We start from the raw sequence: 26,117 nt of genomic DNA on the forward strand, positions 1-26,117 counted from the left end.
CCCAGCGTTCGTCCTGAGCCAGGATCAAACTCTCCAAATTGGTGTTTGAAATGCTCATTACTTTTTTATCGCTTTTTTCGCTTATCCCGAAGGATTTGCGAGGCAGTTATTACTCGTTGTTCAGTTTTCAAAGAGCAATCTTTTCTCTCTTGTCGACCGTGTATCTCGTTGGCGACCTAGATAATATATCATAGGCGCCTATGGCATTGCAAGTGTTTTTTTCATTATTTGCGAAAAACTTTTTGCATTAGCATTTCATACCTTCTTTTCACCTTTGCAGCTTGCCATAATGGCTTGTTTAAACAATATAACTTGCTACAACATATTATATAATTTCCTAACTTTCATTAATTATTCTTCTAATACAATAAAAAAAGTAAGTACAATGTTACGGTGAGAAGACTTCGTTTAGTCTCCTTATCGTTACACTGTACTTACTTAAAGTTTTGACGAATTCGCTTATCTGAGCACTTCTTTAATATGAAGATGCCTGTCTACGATTAAGTTTACAATGACACCTTCAATGGATACCCAAGGCCTAGTCGGATAATTACGATCCGAGAATACAATCTCTCCAATACGTTCATCGCTAAGCTTAACGACCGTCCCATTATGGAACTGAGTAGCCTTCTCTACAAATGTACGGACATAAGTAGGATCCAGCTTCCCGAAGGAATCGCTTTGGATTTGTTCCAATACGAGATACGGAGATGCAGCTTTCCTATATGCCTTGTTCAAAGTCATTGCATGAAATATATCAGCAATCGCTACGATCTTGGCGTACGGGTTTATCTTCGTCGCATCAATGCCGAGCGGATAACCTGTTCCGTCAACCTTCTCATGATGCTGAAGCGCCGCCATCTTTACACCCTCATTAAGAGCAGATACATTCTTGAGCAATTGGTACCCAAGAACCGTATGACGCATCATTTCTTCTTTTTCTTCTGTTGATAATGTATTAGGCTTCGTCAAGATTGCTTTGTCAATTCGGACGTTGCCGATATCATGCAATAAACCGGCAAATGCAATTTGCATCCAATCCTTTTGAGGAAAGCCAGTCCACTGTGCAATTTGATAGGAGGTTAATGCAGACGTAATGCTGTTATGAAGCAAATAGTCTTTCTCCAAAAATTGACGCGGTACAAAGGTCAGCAAGTTGTAGCTCTTTATGTGCTCCAGCATTTTCTCAAGTTGCTTGCGTACATCCATGATCGGCATGGCTTGACCCGCTGCAACAGTGTTAAATACTTGGCGTAAAACAATAATCATTTTGTCGTACTCTTCATGAAGGGGAGATGCGACTAATGCTGAACTCGGTTCTTGGCTTGCATCCTCATCGGTATCCTCTTTTGTCTTGCTCAAATCAATATTCGATTCAATCTCGACACTTGTGACGAGAAATGCTTGCAATATTTCTATTTCTTTTGGGGTAACGATCTTTCCCTTTTGAAATAAAACACTGCCAAGTGGGGTGAGGACATCTTCAATGATTTTGTCGCCTAATTTGAGATGTAATAATGTTACTGCTGCCACGAGAGTCCTCTCCCCTTGTGCCTGAATAGTAATTATGTACTCCCATAAATAAAGCAAACCTAGGCTGACCCGTCATGCGACGGAGTCAGCTGCGTCTGCTTTCATTTATTCTTGCGTCGTTTCGCCGCCATCTTGCTCTTCATTTTCATCTATAGCTTCATTCTCTTCACTGCGAGCAACACGTGTAACAGTCGCTACCGTATCATCTTCGCGTGTATTAATCAGCCTTACGCCTTGCGTATTCCGTCCCATCGTAGATATGCCTTCCATGCTGGTACGAATCATCGTGCCAGATGAAGTCATAATCATAAGATCCTCATCATTCTCAACCACTTTGAGTGAGACGATCGGTCCATTCTTATCGGTTACGTTAAGCGTCTTAATCCCTTTACCGCCACGGTTCTGAATACGATAATCGGCCACTGGTGTCCTCTTGCCGTAACCTTTGGAGGTAACGATCAGGATATCGTTATCCGGTACAATAACATCCATATCAATAACGGTATCTTCATCATCAAGCTGGATACCTTTCACGCCTGTAGCGGAACGTCCCATAGAACGGACATCCTGCTCAGAGTAACGTATGGACATGCCCTGCGCAGTTCCCATAATAATTTCCTGGTTACCGTCAGTCAGCTTAACGCCAATTAGATCATCGTCCTCACGAAGTGAGATTGCGATCAATCCGACTTTCCGAATGTTGACGTAGTCATCAAGCGGAGTCTTCTTCACAACCCCTTGCCTTGTAGCAAAGAACAAGTAATGTTCCGAATCAAATTCTTGTACAGGTATGACCGCATTGATTGTCTCACCCTGTTCAATTTGAATGAGGTTGATAATAGGCGTACCGCGTGCAGTACGGTTAAGATCAGGAATCTCATAGGCTTTCAGCTTATACACCTTACCTTTGTTCGTAAAGAACAGCAGGTAGTGATGCGTATTGGATACAAATAGATGCTCAACAAAGTCATCATCCTTAGTACCCATGCCGACAACGCCTTTGCCGCCGCGCTTCTGGCTGCGGTAAGTGCCAACCGGCAAACGCTTGATATAGCCCGTGTGAGTAATGGAGATGATAACATCCTCACGAGGAATAAGATCCTCATCGAGAATTTCCTCATCACTTGCCATTATCTCCGTACGACGCTCATCACCGAAACGATCCTTCAATTCAGCAAGCTCTGTGCTAATAATATCGAGCACAAGCTGCTCATCAGCTAGAATCGCTTTATATTCAGCAATTTTACGCATAAGTTCTGCATACTCTGCTTCTATTTTATCTCTTTCCAGACCAGTCAGGCGCTGCAAACGCATATCCAAAATCGCTTGCGCCTGCTCATGGCTGAGCGAGAATCTTGTAATTAAGCCTTCACGAGCTTGATCAGCTGTTTGGGAAGCGCGAATGAGTGCAATGACCTCATCCAAATGGTCAAGCGCTATTCGCAAGCCCTCCAAGATATGTGCGCGAGCTTCAGCCTTTTTGAGATCAAACTCCGTACGACGACGAATAACCTCGATCTGATGCTGTAAATAATGATAAAGCATATCGCGTATGTTAAGCGTCTTAGGCTCACCATTTACGAGTGCCAGCATGTTAATCCCAAAGTTGGATTGCAGCTGTGTATGCTTGTACAAATTATTAAGTACGATGCTCGGGTTAACATCACGACGAAGCTCAATGACTACGCGCATGCCGTTACGATCCGATTCATCTCGCAAATCAGTAATACCTTCAATTTTCTTCTCGCGAACGAGCTCGGCAATTTTCTCAACTAAACGAGCTTTAATGACTTGATAAGGCAGTTCATGCACAATGATGCGCGCTTTGCCGTTATTTTCTTCAATCGTCGCCCTTGCTCGCATTGTTACCGAACCGCGGCCTGTCAAATAAGCTTGACGAATCCCCATACGGCCCATTACAAAACCGGCTGTTGGAAAATCCGGACCTTTTATGTGTTCGATGAGTTCGAGTGGTGTAATGTCAGGATTAACAATAAGCGCCTGTACTCCATCGATAACCTCATTCAAGTTATGAGGTGGAATATTCGTAGCCATACCAACCGCTATCCCAGTAACCCCGTTTACGAGAAGGTTTGGATAACGTGCTGGCAATACAACTGGTTCCGACTCTTCACCGTCATAGTTAGGAATGAAATCAATCGTTTCCTTGTTGATATCGCGCAGCAACTCCATTGCCATCTTCGAAAGACGAGCTTCCGTATAACGCATGGCAGCTGCAGAGTCACCATCAACTGAACCAAAGTTACCATGTCCATCTACGAGCATATAACGCATGGAGAAATCTTGTGCCATCCGTACCATCGACTCATAAACTGCGGAATCACCATGCGGGTGATACTTACCGATTACTTCTCCTACAATTCTCGCTGACTTCTTATGTGGCTTGTCCGGTGACATGCCTAGCTCAGACATCGCATACAATATGCGTCGATGCACTGGTTTAAGTCCATCCCTAACATCGGGAAGAGCGCGACTTACGATGATACTCATTGCGTAATCCATAAAGGAATCCCGCATCTCCGTACCAATATCTCGATCTCTTACAGACATACGTTGTTCTTCCGCCATGATTTACCTCCCTGACGCCATCTATAGCTACTCTTAAATCAACATAACTCTTATATTACTTTCTCAAAAAGCGAGCATATAAACCTTTTGCGCTCATGCTTTTGGAATTCCTGCGAAACTTTCGTCTTTACTTGCTAAAAATAGGTGAATTACCGCTCTCCATACATGAAATCCTGCCATAAAATAAACAGACCCAACTTTCATTATACCACTCAATCGAAAGTCTGTCTCCTGCATCATTTCAAATCGATGACCTGTAAAAGCAGCATTTTGAAAGGAGAAAAATCGTTGAGTATACAACGCGTTACGAGCAAATGGGCCAAAACAAAAGTCATGTTGAAATCTGACTATTTGCGCTCTTATATGCCCCCAACAAAACTATTCGGACGCGGCAGCCTTCAGTCAATGCTTAGTGAATATGGTATGGTCTACGTCAAGCCGATAAACGGTACGTTCGGCAATGGCGTCATCCGCGTGGAGAGAACTACTGTACCTGCTCTCGGATATCGCTATCAGCTAGGGACAAAAATCTTGTTTTTCTCAACACTCGACCAGTTATACCATAAGCTAGCTCAACAAACGAAGAAGCGAAGCTATCTTGTTCAAAAAGGTATCCATTTGCTAAAACATCAAAAGCGGCGCTTCGATATTCGCGTTATGGTTCAGAAAAACCCTCATAACGAATGGGAGGCCACTGGCATTATCGGTAGACTCGCCCATCCTGCGAAAATAGTAACCAATTATCACAGCGGCGGGACTCCGATGGCTCTTGAGCGGCTCATGGGCGATCATGCTAATGCTTCAGAACTTGCTGCCTTCAAAAACAAATTAAGAAAAGTCAGCATTACGATTGCCCACCAGTTACAAGGTGCCTACCCCAATATAAAAGAGCTAGGCGTGGACATCGCAATTGATGCAAAACTGCATCCATGGATTTTGGAAGTCAATACACTACCCGACCCATTTATCTTTCGAAAGCTGCCTGACCAAAATGTTTTTCATAAAGTATATCGTTATGCAGTCGCCTATGGCCGATTTAAAAAAAGAAGCAGTCGTCCATAATGGGCGGCTGCTTCTTTACGAGATCCTTTATTTTAAACATCTAGATTCGTTACGTATCTAGCGTATTTTTGAATAAATTCGCGGCGCGGTTCAACGTTATCGCCCATAAGCGTGTCGAACACGATATCCGCTTCAATTGCATCCTCAATCGTTACCTGGAGCATCGTACGGCTTTCAGGATCCATCGTTGTCTCCCAAAGCTGAGTAGCGTTCATCTCTCCAAGACCTTTATAGCGCTGAACGTTTACTTTTACGCCTTCTCCAAATTCAGCCAAAATCTTCTCGCGTTCCTTCTCGGTTTGCGCGTAGCGAATGACCTTATTACGCTCGATCTTGAATAGAGGAGGCTGTGCAATATAAATATAGCCAGCGTCTATAATTTCACGCATATAGCGATAGAAGAACGTTAAGATGAGCGTACGAATATGAGCGCCATCGACATCCGCATCGGTCATAATGATGATTTTGTGATAACGTGCTTTAGTTAAATCGAAATCATCGCTTATACCGGTGCCCATCGCTGTAATCATTGCCCGAATCTCAGCATTGCCAAGAATACGATCGAGACGCGCTTTTTCTACGTTCAAAATCTTACCGCGAAGCGGCAAAATGGCTTGGAAATGACGATCGCGGCCCTGCTTGGCAGATCCACCGGCAGAGTCACCTTCTACGATGTACAGTTCGCTGATCGATGCATCCTTGGATGAGCAGTCAGCAAGCTTACCAGGTAGAGAGCCAACTTCCAGAGCGCTCTTACGGCGAGTCAGCTCACGCGCTTTGCGCGCTGCTTCACGAGCACGAGCAGCAGATAGACCTTTTTCTACGATTTTACGCGAAACAGAAGGATTCTCTTCTAGAAATTCCTGCAGCTTCTCGGCAAAAAATGATTCTACAATTCCGCGGACTTCGCTGTTGCCAAGCTTAGTCTTTGTTTGTCCCTCAAATTGCGGTTCCGGGATTTTGACAGAAATAATAGCCGTCAAGCCCTCACGCACATCATCTCCGGAGAAATTCGAATCATTATCCCTGATGAGATTTGATTTGCGGGCATAATCGTTAATAATACGCGTAAGTGCGCTCTTAAAGCCCGACTCATGCGTACCGCCCTCATGTGTATTAATATTATTTGCGAAAGAGTATATATTCTCGGTGTAGCTGTCATTATACTGTAGAGCGACTTCTACTTGGATATGATCCTTCGAGCCTTCCACATAAATTGGCAGCTCATGCAAAGGTTCGCGATTGCGGTTCAAGTATTTTACAAACTCGATAATACCGCCCTCATATTTAAACGTATTGGATACGCCAGTACGCTCATCACTAAGCACAATTTCAATGCCTTTATTCAAAAACGCAAGCTCGCGAATACGCGATTGCAGCGTCTCATAGTCGTATACGGTCGTTTCCGTAAAAATTTCTGTATCAGGCTTAAATGTTACTTGAGTACCTGTTTCCGTTGTCTCGCCGACAATTTTAATATCATACTGCGGAGCACCCTTGCGGTACTCTTGCTGATAGATATTGCCTTCGCGTTTTACTTGAACAATGACAAGCTCGGACAGTGCGTTTACGACAGATACGCCGACCCCGTGCAAGCCGCCGGATACTTTATAGCCCTCTCCGCCGAACTTACCTCCCGCATGCAAAACAGTCATAACGACTTCTAGCGTCGATTTTTTCAGTTTCGCATTCTCTCCTACAGGGATACCGCGTCCATTATCGATAACCGTTACGCTGTTATTCTCATGCACGATAATTTCGATTTTTGAGCAATAACCGGCCAAAGCCTCGTCAATACTGTTATCAACAACCTCCCATACGAGATGGTGAAGACCTTTGCCACTAGTGGAGCCAATATACATCCCCGGACGTTTGCGTACCGCCTCTAAACCTTCCAAGACCTGTATCTGACTCTCGTCATACGTATGCTGTTCCAAAGACATGCAACTTCACTGCTCCTCTCAACTGCTGTTCCTGATCGCCTTCGCTCTAGCCGTTAGCCACAAACTGATGGGCTCTTTTCTTAAGCGTAGAGGATGAAATAGGCGAATAATATATTTTTTGCTTCGTTACAACGATCGATTTTGGCTCTTCCTCGCCTATCGTTTCAACGTCCTTACGCTTGCGTGCTCCCGCAACGAATTGCTTGGATAGTTTAGAGGATTGCTCGATAGAAATATCAAAGATGGCCACGAGCTCCGCAGCCCGAATTATTTTCTCGCCGCCCAAATGGATGTACATGTCCTCTTCCTCACCTCTCCTATTCGCAATTTAACGTGTCACTCGGCCGTCATGCACATGATAGATGCCGGCATCCTGAAGCCTGCTCACATTCACGCTTTCAAGGCCGGTCGTTGTAATAAAGGTTTGTACTTTGCTCTGAAATGTCTCAATAAGCTGTGTCTGACGGTTCTGATCAAGCTCTGACAGCACATCGTCAAGCAGCAAAATCGGATACTCACCGATTTCCTCGTTAATGAGTTCTATTTCTGCCAATTTTAAAGACAGGGCCGTTGTTCGCTGCTGCCCCTGTGAGCCGTAGACTTGCGCTTCTTTGCCGTTGATAAAAAACGCCAAATCATCGCGATGCGGACCCACGAGCGTAACACCTCTGCGAATCTCCTGTTCTTTCACCTGTGTTAACTTTATCATAAATTGATCAAATAAAACAGATTCATCTTGCTGGGCATCTGTATCAAAAGAAGGACGGTAGTCAATCGTGAGCTGCTCAGTCCCGTTCGTTATGCCTGCATGTATTCGTTCTGCAAACGTTTGTAATTTATGTATAAAGTGTTTCCTTTTTTTCATGATTTTAACACCATGCTCTGCGAGCTGCTGATTCCACACCTCAAGCATCGTTTGATTTGCCCCCCCAGGATAGGAGGCTTTCAAAAAATTGTTGCGCTGCTGCAGCACTTTTCCATATTGCTGGAGTGTATACAAATAGCCGGGCTGTACTTGTCCGATTTCCATATCGAGAAACCGTCTTCGCACTCCCGGCGTTCCTTTTACAATTTCAAGATCCTCTGGCGCAAACATGACGACATTTACCGAACCGATGAAATCACTGAGCTTACGCTGCTCAAGTCCGTTTATTTTCGCTTTTTTTCCTTGCGCTGAGAAAAGGAGATCCAGCTTAATCGCTCCGTACTTCTTATCGACCTCACCAGTAATGCGAGCGGAGCTTTCTTGCCAGCCAATAAGCTCCTTATCCTTAGAGGTACGATGAGACTTCGTTAAAGCAAGTACGAATATAGCCTCTAGCAAATTAGTTTTGCCTTGAGCATTTTGCCCAAGAAATATATTGACCTTATTCGGCGTTTGCAAGTCAATCTCGCTGTAGTTCCGATAATTTTGCAGCTGTATGCTCGTTAAAAACACGTTTTGACCTCCCGGTCCGTTGGTGCGTTACTCTCTACCTACCGTAAAGACGCCGCAGCCTTCAACTTCTACTTTATCGCCAGCATACAATTTTCTTCCTCTGCGGTTATCCGCTTCTCCGTTAATAACGACAGTGTTTTCTTGAAGGAAAAACTTCGCATGACCGCCGGTTTGAATGCAATCAGAAAGCTTCAAAAATTGGCCAAGCGTTATATATTCCGTCTTGATGGCGATTTCTTTCATGAAAATAGGTCAGCCCTTTCTTGCTTATATTTGAGATTTAGCCCGTTGTTCTATAAGGCAAGATGACATACATGCTATATGCATGATCCATAGGACGAATAATAATAGGGCTCATTGCGCCTGTAAAGCCAATAAACAATTGCTCGCTATCAATGACTTTAAGGACGTCTAGCATATATTTAGAGTTAAATGCGATTCGAAGAGGCTCACCATTAAATTCTTTTGCTTCAAGCTGCTCCGTTACTCGTCCAAGCTCAGTCGAGCTGGATGAAATTTCAATCGTTCCATCTTCAAGCGTCATAAGGCGTACGATATTCGTTTTTTCCTCACGAGACATGAGGTAGGCACGATCAATCGCGTCCATCACATTTTTTGTATCAAGTACAAGTTCTGTTTTGAACGTTTGCGGAATAATTTTAGAAGTATCGGGATAAGTTCCATCAAGGATACGTGTATAAAATAATACATTTCCGAGTTTAAACAACACTTGGTTGTCTGTTACAACGATATCGACAAGAGCATTTTGCTCTGGAACGAGCTTGGATAGCTCAATTAGTGTTTTCGCTGAAATGACGACATTGCTGAATTTGAGCTGTGCTTCTGTTTCAACTTGTGCCGTACGGCTTGCTAGACGGTGGCGGTCCGTTGCTACAAATTTCAATTCCCCTTCAAGCAAGTTCCAAAGTACACCTGTCAAAATAGGCGTTTGTTCACTTGCTGAGGCTGCAAGCACAGTTTGACGAATCATTGCTTTTAATAGATCGCCAGGCATTTGCAATATATCGTTTTGTTCGATGGAAGGAAGTACTGGAAATTCTTCCGGATCAAGTCCGACCATTTGTATTTCAGTAGAGCCCGAACGGATCATCGTCTGGTAAGTATTGCTCACATCGATAACGACTTGCTCGGATGGGAGTTTTTTTACAATCTCCACGAAAAACTTTGCGGGCAAAACGACGCTTCCCGGTTTATCCACATGTGCAATAACGAATTGATCTCTTTCCACAGGGATGAAGCTTTGAATAGAGATATCGGTATCGCTTGCTGTAAGTGTTACCCCAAGATGAGTAACCTCAATCTTGATACCGCCGAGAATAGGTATAGCAGGACGTGAGGAAGCAGCCTTTGCTACTTGCTGGATCGCATCGTTTAATTCATTTTTTGAGATTGTTAATTTCATGATTTCACTCCTAGCGTTCTTATAAATTCATCCAAGTATGAGCTCTCACAAACGATTTTTTTGAAAACGGCGTAAATGGGTTATGTTTTGATGATTTCGTGTTTATTTTAAACGTTATACAAACCTTATACTTGACTGCGAAGCGAGCATTTGCCTGTAAAGGCTGGCATCAGCCGTTTTGCCGTATTTGATGATGTTTTTTTAAAGATTTTTAGTAGTCGTAGTAGTAGGGGCACTGAATATGTGGATAACCCCTTGGAAGACCGATAAAGCAAGCCTATCCACATGTGCATAGCTTGTGCATAGGCTTGCTTAGTTGTTCACATATGATTTTTGATCTTTTCGGTCAGGTTTTGAATGATTTTGTACAGGTCCTGATCTATTTTAAGCTGCTGTGTAATTTTCTCATGTGCGTGGATAACGGTTGTATGGTCACGCCCGCCAAAAGCTTCGCCAATCTTCGGAAGCGAGAAATCGGTGAGCTCCCTGGATAGATACATTGCGATTTGCCTAGGATAGGCTACCGCCTTCGTTCGTTTCCGCGCTTTGAATTCCTCTAGCCGCAGCCCGTAGAACTCCCCAACCTTCGTCTGAATATCATGCATCGTAATCATTCTAGGTCTGCTGGAAGGAATGATATCCTTAAGCGCTTCTGCTGCCAAATGCGACGTAATGTCTGCATTTATCAAGGATGAATAGGCGACTACCCGAATAAGGGCACCCTCCAGTTCACGAATATTTGTATCGATTTGATTAGCGATATAGATCATCGCTTCGTTAGGAATATCTAGATTCTCAGCGCGTGCTTTCTTGCGCAGTATTGCAATCCGCGTCTCCAGATCCGGCGGCTGAATGTCGGTAATAAGTCCCCATTCAAAGCGAGAGCGAAGCCTTTCTTCCAGCGTAGGAATTTCCTTTGGAGGCCGGTCACTTGAAATGACAATTTGTTTCCGCTCCTCATGCAGCGCATTAAAGGTGTGGAAAAACTCTTCCTGCGTCTGTTCTTTTCCGGCTAGAAATTGAATATCGTCAATGAGCAGAACGTCGATATTGCGATACTTTGTACGGAAGCTTTCACCACGATTATCGCGGATAGCGTTAATGAATTCGTTGGTGAATTTCTCAGACGAGATGTAAAGAACTTTCGTATTCGGGTTGTGATCCATGATGTAGTGGCCAATGGCATGCATTAAGTGGGTTTTGCCTAGCCCAACTCCACCGTATAAAAACAATGGATTGTAAGCTTTGGCCGGCGCTTCCGCTACGGCAAGCGATGCTGCATGCGCAAAACGGTTGTTAGCACCGATAACGAATGTATCAAACGTATACTTCGGGTTAAGCATATGAGTAGGTGTCGCTTCCTCATTCATGACAGGGGAATGCACCGCTTTCGGTGGGAACATATATGCGGGCTCCGCACCCTTCGGTTCCTCAATAGAGAAGCGAACATCGACTTGTCTGCCCAAAAACTCAAACAGTGTCGTTCTTATTAGCTTCGTATAACGGCCCTCCAGCCATTCGGCCGCAAATGTTGTCGGCGCTGTTACTTCAAGCATGGAATCATCAACAAAATTAGCTTTCGTTGCTTTGAACCAAGTGTCAAAGCTCGGTTTGCTCAATTTCGTCTGTATGATCGACAACACTTGCTGCCATAAATCATAGGTATGGCTGTCCACAGACTGTCACTCCTTATCCAAATCGCCACAAGTGGCGCAGTTGCAAGAAAAAATGTCGAAAACAAGGGTATTATAACGAAAGCATCCACATTATGAAGAGAAATAAGTGAATGAGTTATAAATAGGGGATGAGTTTGTTCACAATGTTATCCACAGGCTGTTGATAAAACTGAGGCAATATTGATCTAATCCACAGTGAAAACATAATTATCATAGCAAAAGATGCCTTATATTTCAACGAAATCGCATATTTTATCCACATTCTCAACTGCTTGTGCATAAAAGTTATCTACACCACTACATATTGTTTATATCTTGTTAAGATTTCGACAAAGTTCGTTTAACCCGCCTGTGGATTGTGCACATGTTATTAGTTTTTGAAAAATGAAGTCAATTCATGCGTTTATCCACAGCTGACTTGAAATTATTTTTATCAACAAGAGGGTGCTGGAGCTGATCATTGACTTTTGGGGCTGGGCATGGTTTAATAAAAAAAGCGTTTTTTTAAATATAAGACGTTATAGGTGCATGCTTATAATGCTGCTTATATACACCGCGAAACGATGCTGCTCCGTCAAACTATGACGGCGAGAGCCGTTTACGCTTGATTGGAAACACGCAGTATAGGAGGTGCAGAACGATGAGACCTACATTTAGACCTAATGTAAGCAAACGCGCGAAAGTGCATGGATTCCGCAAACGGATGAGCACGAAGAACGGACGTAAAGTTTTGGCAGCGCGTCGTCAAAGAGGAAGAAAAGTACTGAGCGCATAAGCAGAAGACCACGTCCGGTGGTCTTTTTTTTTTGCTTGTGAGGATGAGGAGTGAGTGAGCAGCAGCTTAGGCTGCTCGCTTGCTGACTATACTTAGAAGATGAACAAGAGAACGGTGGCCAACAGTCGTGCATAGAAAATTGCGTCTTCGCAATCGTGAAGACTTCAGCCGGATTTATCGAGGCGGCAAATCGTTTGCGAATGGGCAATTCGTCGTCTATTGGTCGAAACAACCATCGGCGGAACCATTTCGCCTCGGTGTATCGGCAAGCAAAAAAATAGGCAATGCGGTAGTACGTAATCGCATGCGCAGAATGATTAAAGAAATTGTTCGTCACCAAGCCAATCGAATCGTTCCCAGAACCGACTTCATACTAATAGTAAGAAAGCCTGCTACATTGATGAAGATGAAGGATATGGAGAAGAGCGTTCTTCATGTATTGAAGAAGGCCGGTTTGCTGAAAAGCACGAGTATTTCAAAAGAGAAGCAGGCAGATTAACGATATTTTGCCGGCTTGCTTCGCATGCCTAAAAAACGTGATACAGCATGCGCCAAGAAAGCGGATGCATGGATAGTCTCGTTGTTTCTTTGTCCCATAAATTATGGTATAGTCTAGATTGAAAATATAAGATTGTATTAGTCATACAATGCCTGTATTTTTCCACGAAACATATGCTGCGCCGCAAGAGCACGGCTATTGCCGCTGACGCTTGATGTAATGGCTTTCAGAGAGGAGTTTTAAAGTTGTTGTTTTGGACAAAAAACAAGAAAATGATTTTAGTGTTCGGTCTTGTTCTGCTTATGGGTGTGCTGGCAGGATGCGGCGCTCCATCAACAGAGACAACCGAGACTGCTGATCTATTGAAGGGGAACTTCTGGGAGAAGAACGTCGTTTATTACTTTGCCTTAACGCTTGATACGTTCGCAGGCTGGTTTGGCGACTCCTACGGACTTGCGATATTGCTCCTGACGATCATTGTAAGAACATTGATTTTGCCGTTAACGCTAAAACAGTACCGCAGCTCCAAAGCTATGCAGGCGCTACAGCCGCAAATGGCTGAAATTAAGAAAAAGCACAAAGACAATCCGCAAAAGCAGCAAGAAGAGACAATGAAGCTTTTCCAAACGCATAAGGTAAATCCGATGGCGGGCTGTTTGCCTCTAATTGTACAAATGCCGATTTTTATCGCTTTGTACAATTCAATCTACAAAAACCCTGATATTCGTGAGCATACATTCCTGTGGCTTCAGCTTGGAGAGAAAGATCCGTATTACATTCTTCCTATTCTCGCTGCCGCTACAACGTTCATTCAGTCAAAGATGATGCAGAAGCAGCAAACACAAACAATGCCAGGTATGGGCATGATGCTGGCGATTTTCCCTGTGCTCATTTTTGTAATGGCACTTTCTTTCCCAGCGGCTCTTCCTTTGTACTGGGTTTACAGCAACATTTACACAATCATTCAAAACTACTTCCTATACGTTCGTTCATCTGACAAAGGTAAGGAGGCCCCTGCGAAATGAAGAAAATCATTGCATCGGGGAAAACGGTAGAAGATGCTGTACGTAACGGATTATTACAATTGCAAGTAACTGAAGACCGCGTTAAACAAGTTGTGCTTGAGCAGCCAACCAAAGGTTTCTTTGGACTGTTCGGCGCAAAGGAAGCGAAAGTTGAGCTTGAGCTTATTCCCGATCCCATGCTTGAAGCGGAGAATTTCCTCCGTGAAGTGGCTGGCACGATGGGATTGCAAGTAAACATCGATCGAAAGCAAACAAGAGACGGTATACATATTGCTGTAACAGGCAGTGGAGATCTTGGCATGCTGATTGGACGTCGCGGACAAACGTTGGATGCATTACAGTACTTGGTTAATATTGTGGCTAATCGTTATTCAGACAGTCATTTGCGTATCGTACTTGATGCAGAAGATTTTCGGGAGCGCCGCCGCAAAACGTTAGCGGATTTATCCGACCGTTTGGCGGGACGAGTTATCCGCACAAGGAAAGAAGTTGTCTTGGAGCCGATGTCGCCGCATGAGCGCAAAGTTATTCATTCGCAGTTGCAGAACCACCCTAAGGTGAAAACGTTTAGTAAAGGCGATGAGCCGAACCGGCGAGTCGTTATTGCATTAAGACAATAAGCTGTACATTATAAATGTATACGAATCAATACGCTATCCACAGCAATGGCTCATAATGGTCATTGCTGTTTTTCCATTTGAGAGGTGCTGACAGCAATGGTACATGATACGATAGCTGCCATTTCCACAGCAGTCGGAGAAGGCGGAATCGCAATAATAAGAGTAAGCGGACCTGAGGCAATTGCAGGTATCGCGAGTGTTTTTCGTTCGAAAATAAATCTAAATGATGCGGATACACATACGCTGCATTATGGTCATATTCTCGATCCGAGGTCTGGAGAAGAGGTTGAAGAAGTACTTGTTACGCTGATGAGAGGCCCCCGTTCGTTTACCGCGGAGGATGTTGTCGAAATTAACGCACATGGCGGCGTTATTGCTGTTAAAAAGGTGCTTGATGTCGTATTGCAGCTGGACGGCTATCGCACAGCGGAGCCAGGCGAGTTTACGAAGCGTGCCTTCCTGAATGGTCGAATCGATCTTATGCAGGCAGAGGCTGTTATCGATTTGATTCGTTCCAAATCTGATCGAGCTTTTTCCGTTGCCCGCAAACAAGCGGAGGGCGTTCTGTCGAAGCGGATTAAAGCTTTGCGGCAGACGGTCATTGAGCTGCTTGCCCATATAGAAGTAAACATCGATTATCCGGAGCATGACGTAGAGGAAATGACGAGCTCGTTTATTCGTGACCAATGCGATTCTGCTATTAATGAAATAGATCGTCTGTTAAAAACCGCAAACGAAGGCAAGATACTAAGAGAAGGTATTGTAACAGCAATCGTTGGGCGTCCCAATGTCGGTAAATCGTCTCTTATGAATGTACTGACGCAGGAGAATAAGGCTATCGTTACCGATATCCCAGGTACGACTCGTGATGTCATTGAACAATTTGTAGCGCTAAACGGAATTCCACTTCGACTGCTCGATACGGCTGGTATTCGTGAAACAACGGATGTTGTTGAGCGAATTGGGGTGGAGCGCTCTCGCAATGCGCTTGAAGAAGCGGATCTCATTTTGCTAGTGCTGAACTATAATGAGCCGTTGCAAGCTGATGATCGGGAACTTTTGTTGCAAATGAAGGGTCGCCCAGTCATTGCGATCATAAATAAGACTGACTTGCCGCGTCAATTAGAAATTGAGGTGGTGGAGGAGTCGATTCCGGTCGATTCCATCGTTAAAATGTCGGTTCTTGAGGAAGATGGGTTAGACCGTTTAGAGAAGACGATTAGCGAGATGTTTTTTGAAGGCCAGCTTGAATCAGGTGATCTGACATATGTGAGCAATGTTCGACATATTGCTTTATTGAAGCGGGCAAGGCAATCGCTAGTCGATGCAATAGAAGCATCTGATACAGGAATACCGATTGACCTTATTCAGATCGATGCCAGATCCGCGTGGGAGTCGCTTGGTGAAATTTTGGGTGATGAGGCTGGAGATTCATTAATCGATCAAATTTTCTCGCAGTTCTGCTTAGGGAAATAGATGGAAGTAGGCTTTTGCAGCCGATATGAATTAAACTTACAACATGTGGTTTTAATGAAGAAGTAAAGTTAGTTCGCTGCTAAAAAGTGATTTTGCTAATGAGGCAGAGTTTCCAGCTGTCTCTGTGATTTAAGATTAGCGCAGCTCTAAGTGTTAATTAAGGAAATAGAATATCGAGCTAATCGTTATTCTATTCAGCATATAGGTTTCACTGAAATGATGGGGCATAAGAAAGTTTTCAATGAAAGCCTTCGGTTATGCTTACGAAGTGGTTTTCTATGAAAACCTTTAGGAGGGTAAAGGACAATGAGATATATAGCTGGTGAATATGATGTGATCGTCATTGGAGCGGGGCATGCAGGATGTGAAGCTGCACTTGCGGCTGCACGTATGGGCTGCGAAACGCTGCTGCTTACAATAAATCTAGACATGGTTGCTTTTATGCCATGTAATCCATCTATCGGCGGACCGGCAAAAGGCCATGTGGTGCGTGAAATTGATGCGCTCGGCGGTGAGATGGGACGTAATATCGATAAAACGTTCATTCAAATGCGGATGCTTAATACAGGTAAAGGTCCAGCGGTGCATGCACTGCGTGCGCAAGCTGACAAGTTTGATTATCAGCATTTAATGAAAAAGACAATTGAAGAAACACCTCATTTGACTCTGAGACAAGGTATGGCTGAAGAGCTTATTGTTGAGGATGGTAAATGCTTAGGAATCGTTACAAAAACAGGCGCTGAGTATCGTGCAAAGACAACGGTTGTTACAACGGGCACCTATTTGCGCGGCAAAATTATTATGGGCGAGCTGATGTATGAGAGCGGACCAAATAATCAACAGCCGTCAGTCAGACTTTCGGCAAGCTTGAAGGAGCATGGTTTGGAGCTTGTACGTTTCAAGACAGGTACGCCTCCGCGTGTTCACAAAGATACGATTGATTTTTCGAAAACAGAAATTCAACCTGGCGACGACAAACCGAAGTTTTTCTCGCATGAGACGGAATCTTCCACAAACGAGCAATTGCCTTGCTGGTTAACATATACATCTGAAGCGACGCACAAAATTATCAATGACAATCTTCATCGTGCGCCAATGTTCTCAGGTGCAATTGAGGGAACGGGCCCAAGATATTGTCCTTCTATTGAAGATAAAATCGTCCGTTTTGCTGATAAGCCAAAACACCAAATCTTCTTAGAGCCAGAAGGTAAAAATACCTCTGAGTATTATGTACAAGGTCTCTCCACAAGTATGCCGGAAGATGTACAGCTTGGAATTTTACGTTCTATACCAGGTTTGGAAAAAGTTGAGATGATGCGTAACGGATATGCGATCGAATATGATGCGGTAGTTCCTACACAGCTGTGGCCATCTTTGGAGACAAAGGTGATTGACGGTTTATTCACAGCTGGACAAATAAACGGAACTTCTGGTTATGAGGAAGCAGCGGGACAAGGCGTTATGGCTGGCATTAATGCTGCACGCAAAGTACAAGGGAAAGAACCGATTATTATCGGTCGTGCAGATGGCTATATCGGTGTAATGATCGACGATCTTGTTACGAAGGGGACGAACGATCCTTATCGTTTGCTCACTTCAAGAGCGGAATATCGATTGCTGCTTCGCCACGACAATGCAGATTATCGTCTAACGCCAACTGGCTACGAAATCGGTCTTATTTCGGAAGAACGTTACAATAAATTTTTGCGTAAAAAAGAATTGGTTGAAATGGATATTGAACGTCTACGCGGAACTAAAGTAAAACCTGATCAAGCAAATGAAATGCTGATAGCAGCGGGTACAGCGCCAATGGAGCATGGCACTGATGCGTTATCGTTGCTTCGTCGACCGGAAGTTACTTATGCGATGCTGGAAACGGTTGTACCTTCCGTTCCAGAAATGACAGAGGAAATGAAGGAACAGGTTGAAATTCAAATTAAATATGCAGGTTATATTGAGAAGCAGCTTGTGCAAGTAGCACGTTTGAACAAAATGGAGAAAAAACGTATTCCTGATGACATTGATTATAGTGATGTTCGCAGCTTAGCATCTGAAGCGAAGCAAAAGCTTTCTGTTATCAGACCGCTATCTATTGGTCAAGCGTCAAGGATTGCCGGTGTTACACCAGCTGATATTTCTATACTGCTTGTTTACTTGGAACATTACAACCGTGTTACTGCAGCGAGAGGATCATAATATGGACGAAACTTTAAAATGGTTTACAAAACGAATGGAGGAGAGCGGCATTCCGCTTTCTCCCTTTCAGCTTGAACAGTTCGAAACTTATTATCGCCTGCTCGTTGAGTGGAATGAGAAAATGAATTTGACCGGCATTACCGAACGAGATGCTGTATACGAGAAACATTTTTATGATTCCGTATCGCTTTCTTTTTATACGAAGATGGACAGTGTTCGTAAGCTTGCTGATATAGGCTCAGGAGCGGGTTTTCCTAGTATTCCTTTGAAAATTTGTTTTCCTCATTTGCAAATCATGATTGTTGATTCTTTGAATAAAAGAATACAATTCCTAACGCATCTGAAAGAGCAGCTTGGTTTAGATCAGGTTTTATGCTTGCATGGCCGGGCTGAAGATATTGCACAATTGCCAGACCACCGTGACAAGTATGATTTAGTAACGGCAAGGGCAGTTGCGAGATTAAATGTATTAAATGAATTTTGTTTGCCCTTCGTAAAAAAAGGTGGATTGTTTGCTGCTATGAAAGGCTCGCAATCGGATGAAGAAGTTCGGGAGGCAGCTTTAAGCCTAAGAGAGCTCAAAGGAAAAATTAAATCACAGCATCAGTTATCACTTCCAAACGAGCAATCAGAGCGACATATTGTTTTAATAGAGAAGCTAGATGCTACTCCGCGTAAATACCCTAGAAAAGCAGGCACTCCACTAAAACAGCCACTTATGTAGCTGGCATCTAATGTTCCACGTGAAACATTTTGCAAATGGTTACTTGGGGAAAAGAACTTCCATTTTCTTATAACAATTATTTGTTCTAAAATGATGTCAAGCAGGAGATCGTCCAGTGATAGTCGAATTATTATAGTAGATGAAGAGACTGGACGATACCGTTACATAGACGAACCAATAAACGTCTTCATAAGACACATTGAAGTTCGTATCACGGGCAAATATAAGCATCGTATCAAGCTTTACAGCCATACCTGATTATATTTTAACTGAAGCCTCTCCTATCATTTCCGAATGAATTTTGTTATGGATGTTCGCCGTGCAGTTGACGATTATTACCTGAGAGAGGTTCTAGTAACCGAAATAATCCAATTGGCAATGAACCAATCTTACTGCTGAAGCGTATTTATTGCAAAAACCTTGTAATTGCTTTTTAATAGAATGGAGACATTTTCCTAGTTTACTAGTGTTAATGCTGACATTTTGTGTGAAACGCATGCTTCCCATTACTATGATGGGGGTTATGATTTCTTTTGAAGTGATTAAAAACAAGGTTTATCTCATGATCGGGTGGTAATTATCGATATGAAAGAACAATTTTCTCGATTGTTCGGCCTGTCCGAGCAGCGCATACCGCAAGAAGAAGTTCGGCAAATACCGATTCAAGAAATCGACGCAAGCCCATTTCAGCCGCGGACGATTTTTGATGATGACCGAATTGAAGAATTATGTCAAACGATAAAAACGCATGGTGTTATTCAGCCTATCGTTGTTCGTATGCGTAATGGAAGATATGAAATCATAGCAGGGGAACGTCGCTGGCGTGCTGTTACTAAGCTAGGTTACGATACGATCCCTGGTATTGTTCGTGAATTCAACGATTCACAAACAGCTTCCATTGCATTAATTGAGAATCTTCAAAGAGAAGGTTTATCAGCAATTGAGGAAGCGATAGCTTATCAAAAATTAATCGAGCTTCATCAATTAACACAGGAAAGCTTGGCTCAGCGTCTAGGGAAAAGTCAATCGACGATTGCCAATAAATTAAGATTGTTAATGTTGAATGATACGATTAAGATGGCTTTAATGGAACGGAAAATTACGGAACGACATGCAAGGGCTTTGTTGTCGCTCGATAATGAAGAGTTGCAGCTTAAAGTATTAGATGAAATCATAACTAAAGATTTGAATGTTAAGCAGACTGAGGTTAGAATCGCTTTCCTAAAAGAGTCAACCAAACTCAAGAAAGCGAAACGTATTTCTTTTACTAAGGACGTACGTCTGGCCCTTAATACAATCAGACAATCCATTGAAATGGTTTCTGGATCTGGATTGCAAATTAAGACGAATGAAAAGGATCATGAAGATCATTATGAAATTACGATCCAGATCCCTAAAAGATAGAGTTATATCTTAAAATAGTATAATTTAATGCTTATTTGTGCCGTCCTCACTGAGGGCGGCGATGCCATTTGTAGCTAGTTTTTTATTAAATGTGCTGTACATGTATGATTCATGATAATTAACTAGTTTTATGTTATTAGCATTTTTACGTTAATGGATCTTAAGAAAATAGCACATAAAAGTTGTACACATAGAGGTGAGCCGGTTTTGTCGAAGATAATTGCAATAGCCAACCAGAAGGGCGGTGTCGGAAAAACGACAACGTCTGTCAATTTAGCTGCCTGTCTTGCATCACTTGGTAAAAAAGTGCTGCTAGTTGATATTGATCCACAAGGGAATACAACAAGTGGTCTCGGTATTAACAAAGGGGACGTAACCAATTGTATTTACGATGTGCTTATTAATGAAGTCCATCCAAAAGATGCAATGTTTGAGACGGCTGTTCCAGGTCTGAAAATCATTCCAGCAACGATTCAATTGGCTGGTGCCGAAATCGAATTAGTGCCGACGATATCAAGAGAGCTGCGTTTGAAAAAGTCTTTGCATATGGTTAAGGATGATTTCGATTATGTGCTTATTGATTGTCCTCCGTCACTTGGGATATTAACGATAAATTCGTTAACCGCAGCTGATTCTGTTCTTATTCCTATTCAGTGCGAATATTATGCTCTTGAAGGTTTGAGTCAACTGCTTAATACGGTTCGACTCGTTCAAAAGCATTTAAATACATCGCTTCAAATTGAGGGTGTTCTTCTGACCATGCTTGATGCGAGAACGAATTTGGGAATTCAAGTTATTGAAGAAGTGAAAAAGTATTTCCAACAAAAAGTGTATCAAACGATTATTCCACGTAATGTACGTTTAAGTGAAGCGCCATCACATGGACAAGCTATTATCACATACGACCCGCGTTCTAAAGGTGCAGAAGTTTATCTTGAACTCGCAAAGGAAGTGATTATGTATGAGCAAGCGGCTAGGTAGAGGGCTGGATGCGCTTATCCCATCGCTTTCTGTGAATGACGATGATAAAGTGATTGAAATTACCTTATCCCAACTAAGGCCTAATCCGTATCAACCTAGGAAAACATTTGATGAGGATTCGATTAAAGAATTAGCAGAATCCATTAAGCAGCATGGCATCATTCAACCTATTATTGTTCGTACTGTATTGAAAGGTTACGAAATCATAGCAGGTGAAAGACGTTTCCGTGCTTCACAATATTGTGGAAATGCGACTATACCTGCTGTAGTAAGATCGTTTACTGATCAACAGGTTATGGAGATTGCTTTAATTGAGAACCTACAGCGCGAGGATTTGAATGCAATTGAAGTTGCAATTGCTTATCAGGCGCTTATCGATAAGTTCAAGCTTACGCAAGAAGAGTTGTCCATGAAGGTCGGAAAGTCCCGTTCTCATATTGCCAACTTCGTTCGGTTGCTTTCGTTGCCAACTGAAATAAAAGATAATGTTTCACGTGGAACAATTTCTATGGGTCACGCAAGAGCGTTGGTCGGCATTAAAGATGATAAGGTGCAAAAGGAATTAGCAGATCTTACCGTTTCTCAAGAGTGGAGTGTCCGCGAGCTTGAAGAGGCGATTCAGAAGCTTGATTCTAAGCAGCCGGAAGATACAGCGAAGCCGAATCAGAAAAAACGCGATCCGTATATTGACCATTTAGAGGAGTCGCTTCGTGAACGATTTAAAACGACAGTGAAAATTAAACAGCAAAAAGATAAAGGCAAAATTGAGCTACAATACTATAGTAAACAGGATTTGGAACGTTTGCTAGAATTGCTTCAATACATGGCATAGACTATACCAAACAATGGCATACCTTAGTTGTAATCTTGCTTTTGAAAGATTAAACTAAGGTATGCCATTGTTGTGAGCAGGTAGCTAGGAAAGGTGTGAAATTCGTGAGCAATCATAACCAATCACTCATTTATTTGGATCATGCGGCAACCTCTTGGCCTAAGCCGCCTGCAGTAACAGAAGCAGTTGTTAATGCTATGTTAAATGACGCTGCTAATCCGGGAAGAGGCAGTCATGCTATGGCTGTGCGAGCAAGTCGAATATTATTTGAAACGCGTAAACAATTGGCTAAACTATTTAACATAAAAAACCCGAATGACATAGCATTCACCTCTAATACGACGATGTCATTAAACATGGCGATAAAAGGTTGGTTGAAGCCTGGTGATCATGTTATCGCAACCTCAGTTGAACATAATTCAGTAAGAAGACCATTATATTATCTGGAACAGACAATCGGTATTGAAGTGACATATGTAGAATCAGATGAACGTGGAAAGATTAACATAGATGATGTTGCCTCAGCTATTCGTTCTAACACAACACTTGCTATTGTTAATCATAGTTCCAACCTGTTAGGAACAATTATGCCTGTTGCAGATATAGCTGAACTAACAAGGAAGCATGGAATAAAATTGTTAGTTGATGCCGCGCAAAGTGCAGGTATTTTACCTATAGATGTAAGAACAATGGGCATTCACATGCTGGCTTTCCCGGGACACAAAGGGTTGCTCGGCCCACAAGGCACAGGAGGGCTGTACATCGATCCTGAGCTTGACTTGGTGCCTTTATTGCATGGTGGGACAGGAAGCCAATCTGAGGCAGTAGAGCAGCCTCAAGTGAGGCCAGATCGTTATGAGGCGGGAACACAAAATACACCGGGCTTGGCAGGGCTCAAAACCGGTGTACAGTATGTTCTGAATGAGACGGTGCACAATATCCATACTAAGGAATGGATGCTTACTCAGAGATTAATGCAAGGCCTTGAACCAGTAAAGGGAGTCAAAATACTGGGACCAGAGCTTGGGGAACAAAGAACAGGTATTGTAGCTTTTAACCTAGAGGGCGTTGATCCTTCTGAATTATCATTCATATTGGATCAGCATTACCGAATTGCTGTGCGAGCTGGATTTCATTGCACTCCACTCGCACATGCTTGTGCAGGAACATTGGAAACAGGAGCTATACGAGCAAGTGTCGGTGTATTTACAACGAATGAAGAAATTGATGCGTTAACAGGTGCAATCAGAGAGATTGCACAGCAATATGGCGTTTAGCATTGAACTGGGGGCGGAGTAGCTAAGATGGAAGATTGGACATCAAATCCGATGAATGCAGTTACGGTGGGCATTGCGTTATTTGCCATCGTATTATTCATTTGGATAGCGGTTTTAGGCGGGCGGCTGAAAAAGCTAAGAAAGCAATATACAGCGGTTATGGGGAATACAGGTGTGACGAATATGGAAGATGTCATTGTTGAATTGAAGCAAGGCCTTGCCGAGCAGCAGCAAGCGAATACGGAGCTGAAGGCTCAGCTAATTGATATGCAATCTACTGTAACAAAGCAAAAAGGAAAAGTAGGCGTCATTCGTTATAATGCTTTTGCTGAACAGGGCAGTGATCTCAGCTTTTCAATCGCAATTATCAATGATGAGAAAGATGGAGCCGTATTTTCAGGTATTCATAGCAGGGAGAATACTTATGTCTATGCAAAACCTCTTGAAAAAGGCCAATCAGTATACCCTTTAACCCCTGAAGAGCATAAAGCTATTTTGGAAGCAAAATAGGAAATTTATTTGTTATTAAATATTATCCGAAGCTGCGGTTTGTTCAAGAACGCTGGTCGTGATATGCGCATTGTTCGCAATAGCAGTAAATAAACTGAGCGAAATAATGTCGGCCATTTTCATAACGAGATGCAGACGAGTGTTTTGCAGCACAAAATACTCCATAAATCCGCCTACATTAACGATACCAGTAATATGAATGTCGCCAACAGGAGGAAGGTCCTTGTTGACGCCAGCACCAGGACGCACAGGGCCTACACCAACTTGAATGCTGCCTACGCTGGATACTTGACCAAGGCAGGCATCAATGCCAATCACAAATGGTTTGTGGAACCGCCGATTGATCTCGATAAGGGTATCATCTAAATTCATAGCATGAACCGGATTTTCAAGCGTGCCAAATAGTGAAAAATGAGGGCTGCGGTATTTCGATAGTGAGGTTCCAATCAGCGGTCCTAAAGAGTCTCCTGTTGAACGGTCCGTGCCTACGCAGACAACTACGATGGGGCGTGCAGCAGCCATTTCTTCGAGCATGGCTGTAAGTCGATTTACTAGCATGCCAATTACGTTTGCGGTGGTGTAGGGTACCTTCAAAGGCGTCTCTTTAATAAATGAAAGCTTCATAGAATCCCTCCGATTATACCGATATGCTACTAGTATATGGATAGGACAACCATTTTATACGTCAGATAGTTTTGATATTTTGTTTGCCAAGAAAGTTTGTCATGCTAATTTAATGGAGGTCTTGCTTGTGTTAATTGCCTTCGATTCAACTCAGCAAGCATTGCGTGCAGAAATGCTGCTCGAATACGCAGATATTGAAATTGACATATGTCCCACGCCGAAGGAAATTACAGCCGGCTGCGCATTATCTATTCATTTTCCTGAGGAAGATTTGATAACGGTTAAGGAAGTTATTGTGCAGGAAAACGTGGAAGTTAGAGGTATATTTAAGCCGATTGAAGCCGGTTATGAGCAAATCGACATGTAAATATATTCAAAGTTAATGAGGAGGAATTGTGATGTCAATCAGAGAACGATATGATGAATTTGTTGATTGGTTGACAAACAATGAATTATGGCAAGCATTTGGTAGTTCTGCGCTGCGAATCGTCATGTTCTTATTCATTGGCCGTGTAGTTGTATGGGTAATCCATAAAACCATTGATCGAATTATTTTAGAGCGTGAGAACAAGATGTTGATCAATCACACAAGGCGAATGACAACCGTAGGCAAGCTGATGAAAAATGTAACTTCTTACGTCGTCTATTTTATAACCATTATGCTCATATTGTCTGAATTCGGAATTAATTTAGGGCCATTGCTCGCAGGAGCAGGTGTACTTGGACTTGCTGTCGGGTTTGGTGCGCAAAGCCTGGTGAAGGATATTATTACGGGGTTTTTTATTGTACTCGAAGATCAATTCGCTGTAGGTGATGTGATTCAGACAGGGCAATTCAAAGGGACCGTAGAAGTCATTGGACTTAGGACAACCCGTATTCAGAGCTGGACCGGGGAGGTTCATATTGTTCCCAATGGCATGATCAATGAGGTTACAAACTTCTCGATTAATAATAGCATCGCGGTTGTTGATATTTCGATTGCTTTTGAGGAAGAAGTCAATCGTGCGCTAGAGGTCATTCGACATACGATGATCACGATGAAGGATGAAAATTTAATTAATGCACCGGAAGTGCTTGGTATTCAGGCTATTGCTCCAACAGGGGTAACGCTTCGAGTGATTGCTGAGTGTCGACCGAATACGCATCCGATCGTATCACGTAAGTTAAATATGGAGCTGAAAAAGGCATTAGATGCGAGTGGTATTGAAATTCCGTATCCTCGAATGGTCACTTATCATCGCAATGGAAAGGGAGGCGAAAAAGATGGAGCGTAAGCAATTTGAGCTAGGTGATGTTGTTCAAATGAAAAAACAGCATCCATGCGGCTCTAATGAAATGGAAGTCATTCGAATGGGGATGGACATCCGCATTAAATGCGTCGGTTGTAAGCACAGCGTTCTAATCCCTAGAGCTAAATTTGAAAAAAACATGAAAAAGGTGCTGCGCTCCAAAGCCTCTGAAGAAGGCTTAACGTAAGCAGAAGTATGAACGGCTGATGGGTTTTAAGGAA

General features: G+C 43.0%; 25 protein-coding genes. 16 read left to right on the plus strand and 9 right to left on the minus strand.

Going from position 1 to position 26,117, the window contains the following annotated elements; all coding sequences use genetic code 11:
• Positions 1 to 459: 459 nt before the first annotated feature.
• Together AC1DOV_RS15705 and gyrA are read right to left on the minus strand one after the other, a co-directional pair.
• The gene (locus tag AC1DOV_RS15705; RefSeq protein ID WP_477511814.1) at positions 460 to 1,533 is read right to left on the minus strand and encodes an HD-GYP domain-containing protein; all 1,074 of its coding nucleotides are present in this window, start codon (positions 1,531 to 1,533) and stop codon (positions 460 to 462) included.
• 105 nt (positions 1,534 to 1,638) lie between these two features.
• Positions 1,639 to 4,122, minus strand: coding sequence for a DNA gyrase subunit A (gyrA, locus tag AC1DOV_RS15710; protein WP_477511813.1), 2,484 nt, complete (start codon positions 4,120 to 4,122; stop codon positions 1,639 to 1,641).
• A 288-nt stretch (positions 4,123 to 4,410) separates the two neighbouring features.
• Here gyrA and AC1DOV_RS15715 point away from each other — a divergent pair, with 288 nt between their 5' ends.
• A complete protein-coding gene (locus tag AC1DOV_RS15715) occupies positions 4,411 to 5,184 on the plus strand; it encodes a YheC/YheD family protein (protein WP_477550390.1) in 774 nt (257 codons plus the stop codon).
• Between the two features lie 32 nt (positions 5,185 to 5,216).
• On the opposite strand, the gene gyrB is transcribed toward AC1DOV_RS15715, so the two are convergent.
• The 6 genes from gyrB to dnaA form a co-directional block, all read right to left on the minus strand.
• A complete protein-coding gene (gene gyrB, locus AC1DOV_RS15720; RefSeq protein WP_076266599.1) occupies positions 5,217 to 7,127 on the minus strand; it encodes a DNA topoisomerase (ATP-hydrolyzing) subunit B in 1,911 nt (636 codons plus the stop codon).
• Between the two features lie 46 nt (positions 7,128 to 7,173).
• The gene (remB, locus tag AC1DOV_RS15725) at positions 7,174 to 7,425 is read right to left on the minus strand and encodes an extracellular matrix regulator RemB (RefSeq protein WP_054025778.1); all 252 of its coding nucleotides are present in this window, start codon (positions 7,423 to 7,425) and stop codon (positions 7,174 to 7,176) included.
• Between the two features lie 30 nt (positions 7,426 to 7,455).
• The gene (gene recF / locus AC1DOV_RS15730; RefSeq protein ID WP_477550391.1) at positions 7,456 to 8,565 is read right to left on the minus strand and encodes a DNA replication/repair protein RecF; all 1,110 of its coding nucleotides are present in this window, start codon (positions 8,563 to 8,565) and stop codon (positions 7,456 to 7,458) included.
• Positions 8,566 to 8,592: 27 nt separating this feature from the next.
• Entirely contained in the window at positions 8,593 to 8,808 is a 216-nt protein-coding gene (yaaA, locus tag AC1DOV_RS15735; RefSeq protein ID WP_339205835.1) for a S4 domain-containing protein YaaA, read from the minus strand.
• Positions 8,809 to 8,845: 37 nt separating this feature from the next.
• A complete protein-coding gene (gene dnaN, locus AC1DOV_RS15740) occupies positions 8,846 to 9,988 on the minus strand; it encodes a DNA polymerase III subunit beta (RefSeq protein ID WP_076266596.1) in 1,143 nt (380 codons plus the stop codon).
• A 320-nt stretch (positions 9,989 to 10,308) separates the two neighbouring features.
• Complete coding sequence (gene dnaA, locus AC1DOV_RS15745) at positions 10,309 to 11,664, minus strand: chromosomal replication initiator protein DnaA (RefSeq protein WP_076266595.1); 1,356 nt, start codon at positions 11,662 to 11,664, stop codon at positions 10,309 to 10,311.
• Positions 11,665 to 12,304: 640 nt separating this feature from the next.
• On the opposite strand from dnaA, the gene rpmH reads away from it, so the two are divergent.
• The 12 genes from rpmH to AC1DOV_RS15805 all read left to right on the plus strand — a co-directional run bounded on the left by rpmH (position 12,305) and on the right by AC1DOV_RS15805 (position 23,983).
• Positions 12,305 to 12,439, plus strand: a complete 135-nt coding sequence (rpmH, locus tag AC1DOV_RS15750; protein WP_054025773.1) for a 50S ribosomal protein L34 — start codon at positions 12,305 to 12,307, stop codon at positions 12,437 to 12,439.
• Between the two features lie 127 nt (positions 12,440 to 12,566).
• Positions 12,567 to 12,938: a ribonuclease P protein component gene (rnpA, locus tag AC1DOV_RS15755; protein ID WP_076266594.1), complete on the plus strand. Its 372-nt coding sequence runs from the start codon at positions 12,567 to 12,569 to the stop codon at positions 12,936 to 12,938.
• A gap of 272 nt (positions 12,939 to 13,210) precedes the next feature.
• Positions 13,211 to 13,963 carry a YidC/Oxa1 family membrane protein insertase gene (locus AC1DOV_RS15760; protein ID WP_441878478.1) on the plus strand — a complete coding sequence of 251 codons (753 nt, stop codon included), beginning with the start codon at positions 13,211 to 13,213 and terminating at the stop codon, positions 13,961 to 13,963.
• Positions 13,960 to 14,583, plus strand: a complete 624-nt coding sequence (gene jag / locus AC1DOV_RS15765; RefSeq protein WP_076266593.1) for an RNA-binding cell elongation regulator Jag/EloR — start codon at positions 13,960 to 13,962, stop codon at positions 14,581 to 14,583. The genes AC1DOV_RS15760 and jag overlap by 4 nt, the downstream gene beginning before the upstream one ends.
• Before the next feature lie 96 nt (positions 14,584 to 14,679).
• A complete protein-coding gene (mnmE, locus tag AC1DOV_RS15770; protein WP_339205832.1) occupies positions 14,680 to 16,059 on the plus strand; it encodes a tRNA uridine-5-carboxymethylaminomethyl(34) synthesis GTPase MnmE in 1,380 nt (459 codons plus the stop codon).
• Between the two features lie 306 nt (positions 16,060 to 16,365).
• On the plus strand, positions 16,366 to 18,255 hold the full coding sequence (gene mnmG, locus AC1DOV_RS15775; protein ID WP_076266591.1) for a tRNA uridine-5-carboxymethylaminomethyl(34) synthesis enzyme MnmG: 1,890 nt from the start codon (positions 16,366 to 16,368) through the stop codon (positions 18,253 to 18,255).
• A 1-nt stretch (position 18,256) separates the two neighbouring features.
• Positions 18,257 to 18,979, plus strand: a complete 723-nt coding sequence (rsmG, locus tag AC1DOV_RS15780; protein WP_477550392.1) for a 16S rRNA (guanine(527)-N(7))-methyltransferase RsmG — start codon at positions 18,257 to 18,259, stop codon at positions 18,977 to 18,979.
• A 585-nt stretch (positions 18,980 to 19,564) separates the two neighbouring features.
• Positions 19,565 to 20,383: a nucleoid occlusion protein gene (gene noc / locus AC1DOV_RS15785; RefSeq protein ID WP_076266589.1), complete on the plus strand. Its 819-nt coding sequence runs from the start codon at positions 19,565 to 19,567 to the stop codon at positions 20,381 to 20,383.
• A 207-nt stretch (positions 20,384 to 20,590) separates the two neighbouring features.
• Positions 20,591 to 21,364: a ParA family protein gene (locus AC1DOV_RS15790; RefSeq protein ID WP_076266588.1), complete on the plus strand. Its 774-nt coding sequence runs from the start codon at positions 20,591 to 20,593 to the stop codon at positions 21,362 to 21,364.
• Positions 21,345 to 22,196, plus strand: coding sequence for a ParB/RepB/Spo0J family partition protein (locus tag AC1DOV_RS15795; protein ID WP_441878064.1), 852 nt, complete (start codon positions 21,345 to 21,347; stop codon positions 22,194 to 22,196). The genes AC1DOV_RS15790 and AC1DOV_RS15795 overlap by 20 nt, the downstream gene beginning before the upstream one ends.
• Positions 22,197 to 22,300: 104 nt before the next feature.
• Positions 22,301 to 23,473 (plus strand): aminotransferase class V-fold PLP-dependent enzyme, encoded by a 1,173-nt coding sequence (locus AC1DOV_RS15800; protein WP_477511809.1) that lies wholly within the window; start codon positions 22,301 to 22,303, stop codon positions 23,471 to 23,473.
• 27 nt (positions 23,474 to 23,500) lie between these two features.
• The gene (locus AC1DOV_RS15805) at positions 23,501 to 23,983 is read left to right on the plus strand and encodes a DUF4446 family protein (protein ID WP_477511808.1); all 483 of its coding nucleotides are present in this window, start codon (positions 23,501 to 23,503) and stop codon (positions 23,981 to 23,983) included.
• A gap of 15 nt (positions 23,984 to 23,998) precedes the next feature.
• Here the strand turns inward: AC1DOV_RS15805 and yyaC are convergent, their stop codons facing one another.
• Positions 23,999 to 24,607 (minus strand): spore protease YyaC, encoded by a 609-nt coding sequence (gene yyaC / locus AC1DOV_RS15810; protein ID WP_339205822.1) that lies wholly within the window; start codon positions 24,605 to 24,607, stop codon positions 23,999 to 24,001.
• 112 nt (positions 24,608 to 24,719) lie between these two features.
• Between yyaC and AC1DOV_RS15815 the strand changes: the two genes are divergently transcribed.
• The 3 genes from AC1DOV_RS15815 to AC1DOV_RS15825 are packed head-to-tail and all read left to right on the plus strand — an operon-like array spanning position 24,720 to position 26,083.
• Positions 24,720 to 24,974: a putative Se/S carrier protein gene (locus AC1DOV_RS15815; protein WP_076266583.1), complete on the plus strand. Its 255-nt coding sequence runs from the start codon at positions 24,720 to 24,722 to the stop codon at positions 24,972 to 24,974.
• 31 nt (positions 24,975 to 25,005) lie between these two features.
• Positions 25,006 to 25,881: a mechanosensitive ion channel family protein gene (locus AC1DOV_RS15820; protein WP_076266582.1), complete on the plus strand. Its 876-nt coding sequence runs from the start codon at positions 25,006 to 25,008 to the stop codon at positions 25,879 to 25,881.
• Positions 25,871 to 26,083, plus strand: coding sequence for a DUF951 domain-containing protein (locus AC1DOV_RS15825; RefSeq protein WP_054025760.1), 213 nt, complete (start codon positions 25,871 to 25,873; stop codon positions 26,081 to 26,083). Before AC1DOV_RS15820 ends, AC1DOV_RS15825 begins: the two co-directional genes overlap by 11 nt.
• Positions 26,084 to 26,117 lie beyond the last annotated feature (34 nt).

The organism is Paenibacillus sp. 01T47 (genome assembly GCF_056398245.1).

What these genes read in the sequence shown, in the direction of transcription:
- gyrA (WP_477511813.1), bottom strand. Translation starts at nt 4,122, where the DNA reads ATGGCGGAAGAACAACGTATGTCTGTAAGAGATCGAGATATTGGTACG.
- gyrB (WP_076266599.1), bottom strand. Translation starts at nt 7,127, where the DNA reads ATGTCTTTGGAACAGCATACGTATGACGAGAGTCAGATACAGGTCTTG.
- remB (WP_054025778.1), bottom strand. Translation starts at nt 7,425, where the DNA reads ATGTACATCCATTTGGGCGGCGAGAAAATAATTCGGGCTGCGGAGCTC.
- yaaA (WP_339205835.1), bottom strand. Translation starts at nt 8,808, where the DNA reads ATGAAAGAAATCGCCATCAAGACGGAATATATAACGCTTGGCCAATTT.
- dnaN (WP_076266596.1), bottom strand. Translation starts at nt 9,988, where the DNA reads ATGAAATTAACAATCTCAAAAAATGAATTAAACGATGCGATCCAGCAA.
- rpmH (WP_054025773.1), top strand. Translation starts at nt 12,305, where the DNA reads ATGAGACCTACATTTAGACCTAATGTAAGCAAACGCGCGAAAGTGCAT.
- AC1DOV_RS15760 (WP_441878478.1), top strand. Translation starts at nt 13,211, where the DNA reads ATGATTTTAGTGTTCGGTCTTGTTCTGCTTATGGGTGTGCTGGCAGGA.
- jag (WP_076266593.1), top strand. Translation starts at nt 13,960, where the DNA reads ATGAAGAAAATCATTGCATCGGGGAAAACGGTAGAAGATGCTGTACGT.
- mnmE (WP_339205832.1), top strand. Translation starts at nt 14,680, where the DNA reads ATGGTACATGATACGATAGCTGCCATTTCCACAGCAGTCGGAGAAGGC.
- mnmG (WP_076266591.1), top strand. Translation starts at nt 16,366, where the DNA reads ATGAGATATATAGCTGGTGAATATGATGTGATCGTCATTGGAGCGGGG.
- rsmG (WP_477550392.1), top strand. Translation starts at nt 18,257, where the DNA reads ATGGACGAAACTTTAAAATGGTTTACAAAACGAATGGAGGAGAGCGGC.
- noc (WP_076266589.1), top strand. Translation starts at nt 19,565, where the DNA reads ATGAAAGAACAATTTTCTCGATTGTTCGGCCTGTCCGAGCAGCGCATA.
- AC1DOV_RS15795 (WP_441878064.1), top strand. Translation starts at nt 21,345, where the DNA reads ATGAGCAAGCGGCTAGGTAGAGGGCTGGATGCGCTTATCCCATCGCTT.
- AC1DOV_RS15805 (WP_477511808.1), top strand. Translation starts at nt 23,501, where the DNA reads ATGGAAGATTGGACATCAAATCCGATGAATGCAGTTACGGTGGGCATT.
- yyaC (WP_339205822.1), bottom strand. Translation starts at nt 24,607, where the DNA reads ATGAAGCTTTCATTTATTAAAGAGACGCCTTTGAAGGTACCCTACACC.
- AC1DOV_RS15815 (WP_076266583.1), top strand. Translation starts at nt 24,720, where the DNA reads ATGGAGGTCTTGCTTGTGTTAATTGCCTTCGATTCAACTCAGCAAGCA.
- AC1DOV_RS15820 (WP_076266582.1), top strand. Translation starts at nt 25,006, where the DNA reads ATGTCAATCAGAGAACGATATGATGAATTTGTTGATTGGTTGACAAAC.
- AC1DOV_RS15825 (WP_054025760.1), top strand. Translation starts at nt 25,871, where the DNA reads ATGGAGCGTAAGCAATTTGAGCTAGGTGATGTTGTTCAAATGAAAAAA.